The sequence below is a fragment of the Xanthomonas sp. 1678 genome, assembly GCF_031455575.1.
Classification (GTDB): Bacteria; Pseudomonadota; Gammaproteobacteria; order Xanthomonadales; family Xanthomonadaceae; genus Xanthomonas_A.
Genome location: NZ_JAVDSZ010000005.1, coordinates 237,794 through 250,265, shown reverse-complemented (window position 1 = coordinate 250,265; position 12,472 = coordinate 237,794). Strand labels below are relative to the sequence as shown.

Annotated in this window: 11 protein-coding genes; all 11 read right to left on the bottom strand. The window is 68.1% G+C overall.

All coding sequences use genetic code 11. The annotated features are described in order from the left end of the window. Nucleotides 1-53: 53 nt before the first annotated feature. On the bottom strand, nt 54-845 hold the full coding sequence (gene lpxA / locus J2Y70_RS11820; RefSeq protein ID WP_309917526.1) for an acyl-ACP--UDP-N-acetylglucosamine O-acyltransferase: 792 nt from the start codon (nt 843-845) through the stop codon (nt 54-56). A 19-nt stretch (nt 846-864) separates the two neighbouring features. Beyond that, complete coding sequence (fabZ, locus tag J2Y70_RS11815) at nt 865-1,320, bottom strand: 3-hydroxyacyl-ACP dehydratase FabZ (protein ID WP_263395054.1); 456 nt, start codon at nt 1,318-1,320, stop codon at nt 865-867. After that, nucleotides 1,317-2,339, bottom strand: coding sequence for a UDP-3-O-(3-hydroxymyristoyl)glucosamine N-acyltransferase (gene lpxD, locus J2Y70_RS11810; protein ID WP_309917524.1), 1,023 nt, complete (start codon nt 2,337-2,339; stop codon nt 1,317-1,319). The genes fabZ and lpxD overlap by 4 nt, the downstream gene beginning before the upstream one ends. A gap of 330 nt (nt 2,340-2,669) precedes the next feature. After that, complete coding sequence (bamA, locus tag J2Y70_RS11805; RefSeq protein WP_309917521.1) at nt 2,670-5,075, bottom strand: outer membrane protein assembly factor BamA; 2,406 nt, start codon at nt 5,073-5,075, stop codon at nt 2,670-2,672. Nucleotides 5,076-5,162: 87 nt separating this feature from the next. Beyond that, on the bottom strand, nt 5,163-6,527 hold the full coding sequence (gene rseP, locus J2Y70_RS11800; protein WP_309917519.1) for an RIP metalloprotease RseP: 1,365 nt from the start codon (nt 6,525-6,527) through the stop codon (nt 5,163-5,165). 26 nt (nt 6,528-6,553) lie between these two features. Next, entirely contained in the window at nt 6,554-7,741 is a 1,188-nt protein-coding gene (gene dxr / locus J2Y70_RS11795) for a 1-deoxy-D-xylulose-5-phosphate reductoisomerase (protein ID WP_309917516.1), read from the bottom strand. A gap of 2 nt (nt 7,742-7,743) precedes the next feature. After that, nucleotides 7,744-8,568 (bottom strand): phosphatidate cytidylyltransferase, encoded by an 825-nt coding sequence (locus J2Y70_RS11790; protein ID WP_309917513.1) that lies wholly within the window; start codon nt 8,566-8,568, stop codon nt 7,744-7,746. Beyond that, complete coding sequence (gene uppS / locus J2Y70_RS11785) at nt 8,565-9,302, bottom strand: polyprenyl diphosphate synthase (RefSeq protein WP_263395047.1); 738 nt, start codon at nt 9,300-9,302, stop codon at nt 8,565-8,567. Before uppS ends, J2Y70_RS11790 begins: the two co-directional genes overlap by 4 nt. Before the next feature lie 38 nt (nt 9,303-9,340). After that, a complete protein-coding gene (gene frr / locus J2Y70_RS11780; RefSeq protein WP_263113025.1) occupies nt 9,341-9,898 on the bottom strand; it encodes a ribosome recycling factor in 558 nt (185 codons plus the stop codon). Nucleotides 9,899-10,090: 192 nt separating this feature from the next. Further along, entirely contained in the window at nt 10,091-10,813 is a 723-nt protein-coding gene (pyrH, locus tag J2Y70_RS11775; RefSeq protein WP_104558608.1) for a UMP kinase, read from the bottom strand. A 78-nt stretch (nt 10,814-10,891) separates the two neighbouring features. Continuing rightward, the gene (locus J2Y70_RS11770; RefSeq protein ID WP_309917503.1) at nt 10,892-12,397 is read right to left on the bottom strand and encodes a GGDEF domain-containing protein; all 1,506 of its coding nucleotides are present in this window, start codon (nt 12,395-12,397) and stop codon (nt 10,892-10,894) included. Between the last annotated feature and the right edge of the window lie 75 nt (nt 12,398-12,472).

Here is a 12,472-nt window from a genome sequence, read left to right as displayed (position 1 = left end):
ATCGACTCCTCGCTGTTCCCGGGTCCCTGGTCCCCGGTCCCCGGTCCCGGCATTCATCGCAACAACGGCCGCTCGCTGGCTTCGATGAATTCCAGCATCGCGCGCACGTCCTCGCTGCTTTCGGCCAGTGCCGCCAGTTGCTGCTTGGCTTCGGCCAGCGGCAGCCCGGCCACGTACAGCGCGCGGTAGGCGCGCTTGATCGCGGCCAGGCGCTCGGTGTCGAAACCACGGCGCTTGAGGCCTTCGCTGTTGATGCCGCGCGGGCGTCCCAGCGAGTTGCCGCCGACCATGGTGAACGGCGGCACGTCACCGTTGATCAGCGCGCCCATGCCGAGGAAGGCGTGATCGCCGATTCGGCAGAACTGATGCGCGCCGGCGAAGCCGCTGATGATCACGTGGTCGCCGACTTCGACATGCCCGGCCAGGGTGGTGTTGTTTGAGAACACGCAATGGTCGCCGACCACGCAGTCGTGGGCGACGTGGGTGTAGGCCAGGAACCAGTTGTCGCTGCCGACGCGGGTGATGCCGCCGCCGTTGCCGGTGCCGCGGCTGACGGTGACGAATTCGCGGATCACGTTGCGGTCGCCGATCACCAGTTCGGTGCGCTCGCCGGCGAACTTCTTGTCCTGCGGATCACCGCCGAGCGCGACGTGGCCGACCAGATGGTTGTTGCGGCCGATCCGGGTCGGACCGACGATGCTGCAATGCGAGCCGATCACGCTGCCTTCGCCGATCTCGACCTCGGCGCCTATCAGGCTGAAGGCGCCGACGCGCACGTCCGTCGCCAGCTTGGCCGATGGGTCGATCACCGCGGACGGATGGATGAGGGGGGCGTTGTCGCTCATTGCAGGTCTCCTGCCAGGATCATTCGCGGGTGCCGGCGCACAGCACCTCGGCGCAGGCGACGACCTTGCCGTCGACCTTGGCTTCGCCGTAGTACACGGCCATGTTGCGGATCACGCGCTTGATTTGCACGTGCAGCTCCAGCACGTCGCCGGGCACGACCTGGCTGCTGAAGCGGGCGTTGTCGACCTTGACCATGTAGAACAGCTTGGACTGCGCGTCGCGGCCCAACGCCAGCTGGGTCAGCACACCGCCGGCCTGGGCCAGCGCCTCGATGATCAGCACGCCGGGCATGATCGGCTGGCCCGGGAAGTGGCCCTGGAAGAACGGCTCGTTGACGCTGACGTTCTTGTGCGCAACGATCTTGCGGTTCTCGAAGTCGAGCGACACCACCTTGTCCACCAGCAGGAAAGGATAGCGGTGCGGAATCAAGGCCTTGATCTGGGTGATGTCCGGCAGTGTCTGTTCGTGGCTCATTGCTTCTCCTTGCTTACAGACAGGATGCGACGGGCCAGGGCATCGAGCTGCTTGAAGCGCGCGGCGTTCTTGCGCCACGTGCGGTTGTCGGTCAACGGGGTGCCGGAGGAATACTCGCCCGGCTCATGGATGGAGTTGCGCACCACCGACTTGCCGGTGATCACCACCTTGTCGCAGATTTCCAGGTGGCCGACCACGCCGACCGCACCGCCGAGCATGCAGTAGCGGCCGATCTTGGCGCTGCCGGCGATGCCGGTGCAGCCGGCGATCGCGCTGTGCGCGCCGATGTGCACGTTGTGCGCGACCTGCACCAGGTTGTCCAGGCGCACGTCTTCCTCGAGCGTGGTGTCCTCCAGCGCGCCGCGGTCGACGCAGGCGTTGGCGCCGATCTCGCAATCGTCGCCGATCACCACGCCGCCGAGCTGCGGCACCTTGATCCAGTGGCCGGCGTCCATTGCCAGGCCGAAACCGTCGGCGCCGAGCACCGCGCCGGGGTGGATGCGCACGCGTTGTCCCAGGCGCACGCGGGTGACCAGGGTGACCCGGGCGATCAGTTCGCCGCCGGCGCCGACCTGGCAGTCCTCGCCGATCACGCAGCCCGGGCCGATCACGCAACCGTCGCCGATCACGCTGCGCGCGCCGATGCTGACGAAGGCGCCGATGTGGGCACTGGGGGAAACCTGCGCGCTGGGGTCGATGCTGGCGCTGGGATGGATGCCGGGCGGACGCGCCGGCGCCACGTCGAACAGCGCGGCGATCTTGGCGAAGGCGACGTACGGATCGCGCGCGATCAGCGCGGTACCAGGCGCCGCTTCGGCATCGTCGGCGCGTAGCACCACCACCGCGGCGGTGCTGTCGGCCAGCTGCGCGCGGTAGCGCGGATTGGCCAGGAAGCTGAGCTGTCCGGGGCCGGCATGCGCCAGCGTGGCGACACCATGCACGGCGACGTTGCCGTCGCCATGCACCTGCAGGCCGAAGCGCTCGGCGATCTCGTATGCGGTATGGGAAGGAATATTCACGCAGGGATTCTACCGCGTGCCATCGGCACGGTCATGCTGCGCCCGTGCCGCAGGCAGTGCGGCCAGGATCGGCCAATGCTCAAGGCCGCGATCAATCAACAGCAGAAAAGCCCCGTTTGAGGGCCATGCCAGGGTCAACCAAGCGGAAAACCTCTGCTTCACTCAGATCGCGATCATCCAACTCGGACAAAAGCCCCCTTTAGTAAAGGGGGCGCGCCGAAGGCGCGGGGATTTGGGAGAAGACGAGCCGGGGCCCACCATTCGCGCAGCGAATCGTGGGGCGTCAGCGCGAACGCGATGACGCGCTCCCTGGCGGCGGGTGGGCAGTTCTTAGAACTGCCCACCAAACGTGAACTGCAGGCGCTCGATCTCGTCGTTGTCTTCCTTCTTCAACGGGAACGCGTAGCTGATCGAGATCGGGCCGACCGGTGCCCGCCACAGCAGCGCCACGCCGGTGGAGGCGCGCAGTTCGTTGGTCTTGTAGTTGTCCACGCCGTTGAACACGTTGCCGACGTCGATGAACGCCGAGATGCGCGCCGACGGGCTGTCGAACAGCTTCGGGAAATACATTTCCGCCGAGCCCACGGTCTTGAACGAGCCGCCCAGCGGCTGGCCGCGGCTGTAGGAGGCGGTGGCCTCCGAGCGCGGGCCGAGGGTGTTGTCCTCGAAGCCGCGCACGGAGTTGGTGCCGCCGGCGTAGAAGTTCTCGTAGAACGGCAGGCCCGAGGCGGTCACGCGGCGGAGCAGGTTGCTGCCATTGCAGTCGGCCGCCGTGTAGGCGTTGTTCTGGACCACGCCGCAGATGTCGCGCGAGACGTCGCTGCCGTAGCTGTCGCCGTAGCCGAACTCGGCGCGGGTGTTGAGCACCAGCGAGGGAATGATCGTCCAGTACTTGGAGACCTGGTAGTTCAGCTTCCAATACTCGACGGTGGAGCCGGGCAGGGTGGCTTCCAGGCCGATGCGCTGGTACAGGCCGCGGGTCGGCATGAAGTAGTCGTTGCGGGTGTCGCGCGCCCAGCCCAGTTCGCTGCGCCAGGCATGGAAGGTCTTCTGCCCGATCGCGTCGATGTAGTTGATGATCGCGTTCGGCGTGTAGCTGGGGTAGGTGGTGATCTGGTTGCTGTCGATGCCGAACATCAGCGAGACGGTGTCGTTCTCGGTGATCGGCACGCCGAAGATCATCTGAGCCGCGCCGTTCTTGCTGTTGTACTGGGCGGTGCCGAAGTCGGAGTAGTCCAGCTTGCGGTAGGAGATGTTGTAGCCCAGCGACACGCCGTCGTCGGTGAAGAACGGGTTGGTGTAGGAGAACGCGTAGCGCTCCTGATAGCTGCTGCGCGAAGCGTCCACCGAGACGCGGTTGCCGCCGCCGAGGAAGTTGTTCTGCGACAGCTGGATCGAGGTGGTCACGCCATAGGTCTGCGAATAGCCCAGGCCGAAGGTGAAGCTGCCGGAGGTGGTTTCCTTGACGCTGTAGACCACGTCGACCTTGTCGTTGCTGCCCGGCACCGGCGGCGTTTCCACGTCCACCGACTCGAAGTAGCCCAGCCGCTGCAGGCGGATCTTGGAGCGGTCGATCGCGGCCTGCGAGTACCAGCTGTTCTCGAACTGGCGCATCTCGCGGCGCAGCACTTCGTCTGAGGTGCGGGTGTTGCCCTTGAACACGATGCGGCGGACCGCCACGCGCGGGCCCGGCACCACCTGCAGGTTGATCGCGACGGTGCGCTTCTCGCGGTCGGTGGTCGGGATCGGATTGACCTTGGCGAAGGCGTAGCCGATGTTGCTGAGCGTGTTGGTGATCGCGTCGGAGCTGAACTCCAGCAGCGCGCGCGAGAAGGTGTCGCCCGGCTTGGGAATGACCAGCTTCTCGACCTCTTCCTGCGGCAGCACGGTGTCGCCGGTGACCTTGATGTCGGAGATCTTGTACTGCTCGCCCTCGGTGATGCCGGCGGTCAGGTACATGTTGCGCTTGTCGGGGCTGATCGACACCTGGGTGGAATCGACGCTGAAATCGACGTAGCCGCGGTCCAGGTACCAGGAGTTGAGCTTCTCCAGGTCGCCGGACAGCTTTTCCTTGGAGTACTGGTCGTCGCGGCGATACCACGACAGCCAGTTGTGCTCGCGCGACTCCCAGCTCTCCAGGATGTCCTCGGTGGCGAACTTCTCGGTGCCGACGATGTTGACGTGCTGGATCTTGGCGGCCTTGCCTTCCTTGATCGCGATCGCCACGTCGACCCGGTTGCGGTCCAGCGGGCTCACCGTCGGGGTGATCTCGACGTTGTACTTGCCGCGGTTGTTGTACTGGCGGGTCAGCTCCTGGGTCACCCGGTCCAGGCTCAGCCGGTCGAAGGTGCCGCCCTCGGTCAGGCCGATGTCGGACAGGCCCTTGAGCAGTTCTTCGCTCTTGATGTCCTTGTTGCCGGTGACGGTCAGCTTGTTGATCGCCGGGCGTTCCTTGACCGTGACCACCAGGATGTTGCCCTGGCGATCGACCTGCACGTCCTCGAAGAACCCGGTGCGGTACAGCGCGCGGATCGCCTCGCCGACCTTGGCGTCGTCGACCGTGTCGCCGCGTTCCACCGGCAGGTAGGTGAAGACGGTGCCGGAGGAGATGCGTTGCAGCCCGTCGACGCGGATGTCGCTGGCGGTGAAGGGCTCCGTCGCCTGGGCCAGCGCCGGCAGGCTGAGGCTGGCGGCGAGGGCGAGGGCTAGCAGGCGGCGAGTGGGAAATCTCGTCATGTCACGTCCGGGTAGAGGTCGATATCGTTGTTGCATGGGCGCCGGCGTAAGACGACGACAGCGGGGTCGGGTGGATCAGCATCGGGTTCATCGCAAAGCCTGGCCGAAGATGTCGTTGTAGAACGCCAACCCCATCAGCCCGGCCAGCATCGTCAGACCGACGACCTGCCCCGCCGCCATGGCACGCTCGCTCAGCGGGCTGCCCTTGACCAACTCAATAAGGTAATACAGCAAGTGCCCGCCGTCCAAGATCGGGATCGGCAGCAGGTTCATGATCGCCAGGCTCAGCGACAGCAGCGCCAGGAAATACAGGAACCAGTCCGGCCCCTGCTTGGCCGATACGTTGGCGACCTTGGCGATGGTGATCGGCCCGGACACGTTCTTGAGCGAGGCCTGGCCGGTCAGCATGCGCCGGATGACCCCCAGCGTGTCCCCGGCCAGCTTGCCGGTTTCGCGGAACGCGGCCGGGACCGCCGCCAGCGGGCCGTACTGCAGCTTGGCGTCGAACGCCGGTGCCGGGCGGTCCTTGCCTCCGAAACCCACGCCCAGCGTCAGGCCCTGCACCCGCGGATCCTTGCTGGGGGTCAGGCGCACGTCCAGCGCCAGGCGCTCGCCGGCGCGCTCGACCTCGACCAGGCCGCTGCCGCCGTTCCTGGCCAGCGCCTGGACTTGTGGCCCGACCTGGTCGGCGTTGGTGACCGGCGCGCCATCCACCGCCAGCACGCGGTCGCCCGGGCGCAGCACGCCATCGGCCGCCGAGCCTGGGGTCACCTCGGAGATGACCGCCGGCTGCAGGGTGAAGTGCCAGGTGAGGCCGGCCAGGCGCGGCACCTGCTGCTCGTCGAAGCCGGCGGGCAGCTGCGACAGGCGCAGGGTATGCACGCGGCTGGCGCCGTCGCGCGTGTCCTCGGTCTGGATGCGCACATCCGCGCGGTCCATCGCCGCCACGGTCAGCTGCATGCTGGCGTCGCTCCAGCTGGACACCTCGCGCGTGCCGATGCGCACGATGCGCTCGCCCGGCTGCAGCCCGGCCTGCAGCGCCAGGCCGTCGGCGCGGCCGACGACTGCGGCGTAGTCCTGCTTGCCGATCACGAACATCGCCCACAGCAGCGCCACGCACAGCACCAGGTTGGCGATCGGGCCGGCGGCGACGATGGCGATGCGCTGCCACACGCTCTTGTTGTTGAAGGCCTGGCCGCGCTCGGCCGGGGCCACGTCGCCCTCGCGCTCGTCGAGCATCTTCACGTAGCCGCCCAGCGGGATCGCGGCGATCGCGAACTCGGTGCCGTGGCGGTCGTAGCGCGACCACAGCGGCTTGCCGAAGCCCACCGAAAAGCGCAGCACCTTGACCCCGCAGCGGCGGGCGACCCAGAAATGGCCGAACTCGTGGAAGGTCACCAGCACGCCCAGGCTGACGATCATCCACCAGACGGACCCGATGAAATCACCCATGCGCGTGGCTCATAGGGGCGTGCGTGTCAGACATGGGCAGGCTGGCGGGCAATGGCGAGTTCGGTGATCTTGCGCGATTGCGCGTCCGCCGCGAGCAGCGCGTCCAGGGAGTCGGCCGCGCCTGCAGGCAGCACGGTCAGGGCGTTCTCGACCAGCGCAGGAATCGATAGGAAACCGATACGGCCCTGAAGAAAGGCTGAAACAGCCACTTCGTTGGCCGCGTTCAGGATCGCCGGGGCGCTGCCGCCGGCCTGCATCGCGCGCCAGGCCAGGCCCAGGCACGGGAACGCGTCCAGGTCCGCCGGCTCGAAATCCAGGCGGCCGTGGGCCAGCAGGTCCAGCCCGGCGACTCCGGACTCGATCCGCTGCGGCCAGCCCAGGCCCACCGCCAGGGTGGTGCGCATGTCCGGCAAACCCATCTGCGCCAAGGTGGAACCGTCGATGAACTCCACCAGCGAGTGCACCAGGCTCTGCGGGTGCACCAGCACCTCGATGCGCGAAGGCGGCAGCGCGAACAGGTGGTGCGCCTCGATCACTTCCAGGCCCTTGTTCATCAAGGTGGCCGAGTCGACCGAGATCTTCGGGCCCATCGACCACTTCGGGTGCGCCACCGCCTGCGCCGGGGTCACCGACTGCAGGCGCGCGCGGTCCCAGCCGCGGAACGGGCCGCCGGAGGCGGTCAGCAGCACCCGCCGCACCTCGGCGCCGGCCTGGCGCGAGCGCAGGCACTGGAAGATCGCGCTGTGCTCGCTGTCGATCGGGATGATCTCGGCGCCGGCCGCGGCGGCCGCGGCGGTGACCAGCTCGCCGGCCAGCACCAGCGATTCCTTGTTGGCCAGCAGCAGGCGCTTGCCGGCGTGGGCCGCGGCCAGGGTCGAGGCCAGGCCGGCGGCGCCGACGATGGCGGCGACCACGCTGTCGCAGGCGTCGCTGGCCACCAGCTGCTCCAGCGCGGCGGCGCCGGCATGCGCTTCGGTGCGCAACCCGGCATCGCGCAGGCCGTCGCGCAGCGCCGGGTACAGCGCCGGGTCGGCGATCACCGCGTGCGCCGGCCGGTGCACGGCGCACAGCGCCAGCAATGCGGCGACGTTGCCGCCGGCGGCCAGCACGCTGGCGCGCAGCCGCTGCGGGTGGCGCGCGATCACGTCCAGCGCGGAGGCGCCGATCGAACCGGTGGCGCCGAGCACGGCGATGGAGCGGACGGCATCGGACATGTTCAGAACCCGAAGATGTCCTTGCCCAGCGCGAAGATCGGCAGCGCCGCCAGCACGCCGTCGACGCGGTCGAGCACGCCGCCGTGGCCGGGGATCACGTTGCCCGAGTCCTTGGCGCCGACGTGGCGCTTGAGCAGGCTTTCGAACAGGTCGCCGACCACCGAGGCCAGCACGCTGACCGCGGCCACGATCAGCAGGCCGGGCAACTGCGGCAGGGTGACCCCGGCCAGCCAGCCGAAGCCGGCGGCGCAGACCAGGCCGGCCAGCAACCCGCCGATCAGGCCCTCGACGGTCTTGTTGGGGCTGATCCGCGGCGCCAGCTTGTGCTTGCCGAACTGGCGCCCGGCGAAATAGGCGCCGGAATCGGCGGCCCAGACCGTGACCAGTGCGGTCAGCAGCCAGCGGTGCCCGTTCGGCTCGCTGGCGTGGATCAGGCCCAGCGCAGACCAGGCCGGGACGATCGCCAGGGTGCCGGCGGCCAGCTTGAACACCCGCGCGTAGGTGGCGTGGTCGGAGCCGAACTGGAAGAAGCGCAGCCACAGCAGCGCCACGCACCACCAGCCGACGCCGACCAGGGTGGTCAGCTGGAACAGCACCAGCGAGCCGGCCGAGGCCCACACCAGCAGCACCATCAGCAGCAGGTTCAGCACCAGCAGGATGGTGCGCGGCAGGGTGTCGTCGACCTCGGCCAGCTTCAGCCATTCCCACAGGCCGACCAGGAAGATCAGCGCGGCCAGCGCCGCCAGCCATTGCGTCGGCAGCAGCAGGATGGCGCAGATGGCCAGCGGGGCCATGATCAGCGCGGCGATGACGCGGGTACGGGTCATGCGGGTGTGTTCTCCGTCGCCGGGGCGACTTGCGCGCTGGTCAGGCCGAAACGCCGCTCGCGGCTGGCGTAGTCGTCCAGGGCTTGTTGCAGCACCTCGGCGCCGAACTCGGGCCACAGGGTCTCGGTGAACCACAGTTCGGTGTAGGCCAGCTGCCACAGCAGGAAATTGCTGATGCGCACGTCGCCGCCGGTGCGGATGAACAGGTCCGGCGGCGGCAGGTCGGACAGCGCCATGCGCGCCGACAGCAGGTCCTCGTCGATCTGCTCGGGACGCAGGCGCCCGGCCGCCACGTCCTCGGCCAGTGCGCGCGCGGCCTGGGCGATGTCCTGGCGGCCGCCGTAGCTGGCCGCGATCGACAGGTGCAGGGCCTGGTTGTCGCCGGTGCGGGCTTCGGCCTGGGCCATGCGCTCGCGCAGCGACGGGGCGAAGCGCGAGCGGTCGCCGATGAAGCGCACGCGCACGCCGCGCCGCTGCAGTTCCTCGACCTCGCGGTCCAGCGCATGCAGGAACAGCTTCATCAGCGCGTCGACTTCTTCCTGCGGGCGGCCCCAGTTCTCGCTGGAGAACGCGAACAGGGTCAGCGCGGGGATGCCGCGCTCCAGGCAGAAGTCGATGGTGCGGTTGACCGCGCGCGCGCCGGCGCGGTGGCCGATCACGCGCGGCCGCCGGCGGCGCTGCGCCCAGCGGCCGTTGCCATCCATGATGATGGCGATGTGGCGGGGCAGGGACATAGCGTGGGGGTCGGAAGGCATGGCCGCGAGGCGCAGGCTCAGACCGCCATCAGTTCCTGTTCCTTGCCCTTGACCACGTCGTCGACGTCCTTGATCGCCTTGTCGGTCAGCTTCTGGATGTCGTCCTCGGCGGCGCGCGCCTCGTCCTCGGTGACCTTCTTGTCCTTCAGCAGATCCTTGATCTGCTGGTTGGCGTCGCGGCGGATGTTGCGGATCGCGACCTTGCTGTCCTCGCCTTCGCTGTGCACGACCTTGGACAACTCGCGGCGGCGCTCTTCGGTCAGCGCCGGCAGGTTGAGGCGGATGGTGGTGCCGGCGGTGTTCGGAGTCAGGCCCAGGTCCGAGGCCAGGATCGCCTTCTCCACCGCGCTGACCATCTGCTTTTCCCACGGGCTGATGGTCAGCGAACGGGCATCGGCCACGGCGACGCTGGCGACCTGGCTCAGCGGCATTTCCGACCCGTAGTAGTTGACCTTCAGGTGCTCGACCAGGGCGGTCGACGCGCGGCCGGTACGCACCTTGATGAGCGTATGGCGCAGCGCATCGATGCTCTTGGCCATGCGGGTCTGTGCGTCTTGCTTGATTTCGTTGAGCATCGCCGGTGTCCGTGCTGAATCTGAATCGGACGATTATAGCCGGGAACAGCGAGGTGCCGGGATTGGGGATTGGGGATTGGGGAATCGCAAAAGCGTTGCGCACTGCAGCAGGTTGTCTGCCGCACGCGCCTCGCAACGGCTCATGCTAGCGGCTGTCGCGTTTGCGAATCCCGAATCCCGAATCCCGGCCTCTCAGCTACGGCCCTTGACCAACGTCCCGATCTCCGCGCCGTGCAGGATCTTCAGCAGTTCGCCGGGCTGGCCCATGTTGAAGATGCGCAGCGGCAGGTCGCTGTCGCGGGCCAGGGCGAACGCGGCGGTGTCCATCACTTCCAGGTTGCGGGCGATCACCTCGTCGTAGGTCAGGCTGTCGAAGCGCACCGCGTCGGCGTGCTTCTTCGGGTCCTTGTCGTACACACCGTCGACCTTGGTCGCCTTCAGCAGCAGGTCGGCGCCGATCTCGATCGCGCGCAGCGCCGCGCCGGAGTCGGTGGTGAAGAACGGATTGCCGGTGCCGGCGGCGAAGATCGCGATGCGGCCCTTCTCCAGGTGACGGATCGCGCGGCGGCGGATGAAGTCCTCGCACACGTCGTTGATCTTGATCGCGCTCATCACCCGCACCTTGGCGCCGAGCTTTTCCAGCGCGTCCTGCATCGCCAGCGCGTTGATGACGGTGGCCAGCATGCCCATGTGGTCGCCGGTGACCCGGTCCATGCCGCCGGCGGCCAGGCCGGCGCCGCGGAAGATGTTGCCGCCGCCGATCACCAGCGCCACTTCGGCGCCGGCCTGCTGCGCCTCGATCACTTCATGCGCGAGGCGGTTGATGACCTTGGGGTCGATGCCGTAATCCCCGTCCCCCATCAGCGCTTCGCCGGAAAGTTTCAACAGGATGCGGCGATAGGCGAGCTGGGACATGGTGACCTCGTTGGGGGGACGGGCAAACCACGTGATTCTAGCCGAAGCGCGCCGCGGAATCTGCCGCGGGCGCGGGTTTCAGGCCAGAGTGTCGCGGAACGAGCGCGCAGTGACGCGGTTGCGGCCGCCGTGCTTGGAGCTGTACAGCATGTCGTCGGCGGCCTGCAGCAGGTCCTGCGCGGTGCCGAAGCGCTCGCGTCCGCCCTGGGTGGCGATGCCGGCGGAGAAGCTGATGTGCAGCGGCCCGCTCTTCACCTCGGCCATCGGCCGCTGCACGATCTCGATGAGGATGCGCCGGATCACGTTCAATGCGGCTTCTTCGCTGGTGTTGGGCAACAGCACCAGGAATTCCTCGCCGCCGAAGCGGGCCACGGTGTCGCTGCTGCGCAGCAGCGGCTGCAGGGCCTGCGCGAACGCGCGCAGCACCTGGTCGCCGATCAGGTGGCCGTGGGCGTCGTTGATCTTCTTGAAGTCGTCCAGGTCGATGAAGGCGACCGACAGCGGCCAGTCGTGGCGCGAGGCCAGATCGAACTGCTGGGCCAGCAGGACCTCCAACTGGTGCCGGTTGTAGACCCCGGTCAGCGCGTCGCGACTGGCCTGTTCGGCCAGGCGCCGCGCGCGGTGTTCCGATTCGTCGGCCTGGTGCCGTGCCTGGGTGGCTTCCTGGATCTCGCGCAGGTTGCGCAACACCATCAGTTCGCGGGCATGGCTGATGATCGCGTCGATCCGTTCCGGCTGCACGATGCGCACATCGAAGATCGGGCCGATTTCCGGCAGCGCCGCGGCCATGCCGGCGATCACCTCGTCGAAGCGCCGGCTGTCCAGCTGCAGGTCGCGATAGACCCGCTCCATCGCCAGGCTGCGCGCGGCGTCGGTGTCGGCGGCCAGCCAGATGTCGGCGATGCTGCCGGACAGCAGCACGCACCGGCCGAACGTGTCCGGCGCCGGCTCGGTGCCGGTGCCGAGGCCGATGCTGCGCTGCAGGTAGTCGGGCAGCTTCCACTTGCGCGCCAGCCAGGCGCCGACTTCGGCGTGGTCGCAGCCCAGTTGCTCGCGTTCCAACGCGGCCAGGGCTTCGCTGTCGCCGTTGCCGGCCTCGCGCAGCAGCGGCGCGTATTCGTTGTGGCAGACGTGCAGCAGGGCCAGCGCACCCATGTCCTGCAGCAGTCCGGCCAGCATCAGCTCCTCCTGCTTGCGCAGGCCCATGGCCTGGCCGAGCAGGCGGCTGGCCAGTGCCGACAGCACGCTGCGCTTCCAGATCCGTTCCTGCAGGTCGTTGGATGCGGTGCCGTCGCGCAGGCTCTGCACCATCGAGAAGCCCAGCGCCAGGCTCAGCGCGGCATTGAGCCCGAGCATGGTCAGCGCCTGGCCGAGGTTGTCGATGCGGCGCCGGCTGGCGTACAGCGGCGAGTTGGCGATGCGCAGCATGCGCGCGCTCAGCGCCATGTCCATCGCGATGGTTTCGGCGGTGGTGGCGAGATCGACCTCCGGATCCTGGGCCAGGTCGATGATGCGCAGCGCAATCCCGGGCGGCGAGGGCAGGTTGCGGGAGTGAGCCAGGATGGCTTCGAGTTCAGGGCGCATGCGGTTCCGCGTAAAGTGTGATCGGGGCAGCGATATGCCCCGGCATGCAGAGCGTACCACCGGCAAAAAAAAAGC

What these genes read in the sequence shown, in the direction of transcription:
- frr (WP_263113025.1), bottom strand. Translation starts at nt 9,898, where the DNA reads ATGCTCAACGAAATCAAGCAAGACGCACAGACCCGCATGGCCAAGAGC.
- J2Y70_RS11770 (WP_309917503.1), bottom strand. Translation starts at nt 12,397, where the DNA reads ATGCGCCCTGAACTCGAAGCCATCCTGGCTCACTCCCGCAACCTGCCC.
- uppS (WP_263395047.1), bottom strand. Translation starts at nt 9,302, where the DNA reads ATGTCCCTGCCCCGCCACATCGCCATCATCATGGATGGCAACGGCCGC.
- lpxA (WP_309917526.1), bottom strand. Translation starts at nt 845, where the DNA reads ATGAGCGACAACGCCCCCCTCATCCATCCGTCCGCGGTGATCGACCCA.
- rseP (WP_309917519.1), bottom strand. Translation starts at nt 6,527, where the DNA reads ATGGGTGATTTCATCGGGTCCGTCTGGTGGATGATCGTCAGCCTGGGC.
- dxr (WP_309917516.1), bottom strand. Translation starts at nt 7,741, where the DNA reads ATGTCCGATGCCGTCCGCTCCATCGCCGTGCTCGGCGCCACCGGTTCG.
- J2Y70_RS11790 (WP_309917513.1), bottom strand. Translation starts at nt 8,568, where the DNA reads ATGACCCGTACCCGCGTCATCGCCGCGCTGATCATGGCCCCGCTGGCC.
- bamA (WP_309917521.1), bottom strand. Translation starts at nt 5,075, where the DNA reads ATGACGAGATTTCCCACTCGCCGCCTGCTAGCCCTCGCCCTCGCCGCC.
- fabZ (WP_263395054.1), bottom strand. Translation starts at nt 1,320, where the DNA reads ATGAGCCACGAACAGACACTGCCGGACATCACCCAGATCAAGGCCTTG.
- pyrH (WP_104558608.1), bottom strand. Translation starts at nt 10,813, where the DNA reads ATGTCCCAGCTCGCCTATCGCCGCATCCTGTTGAAACTTTCCGGCGAA.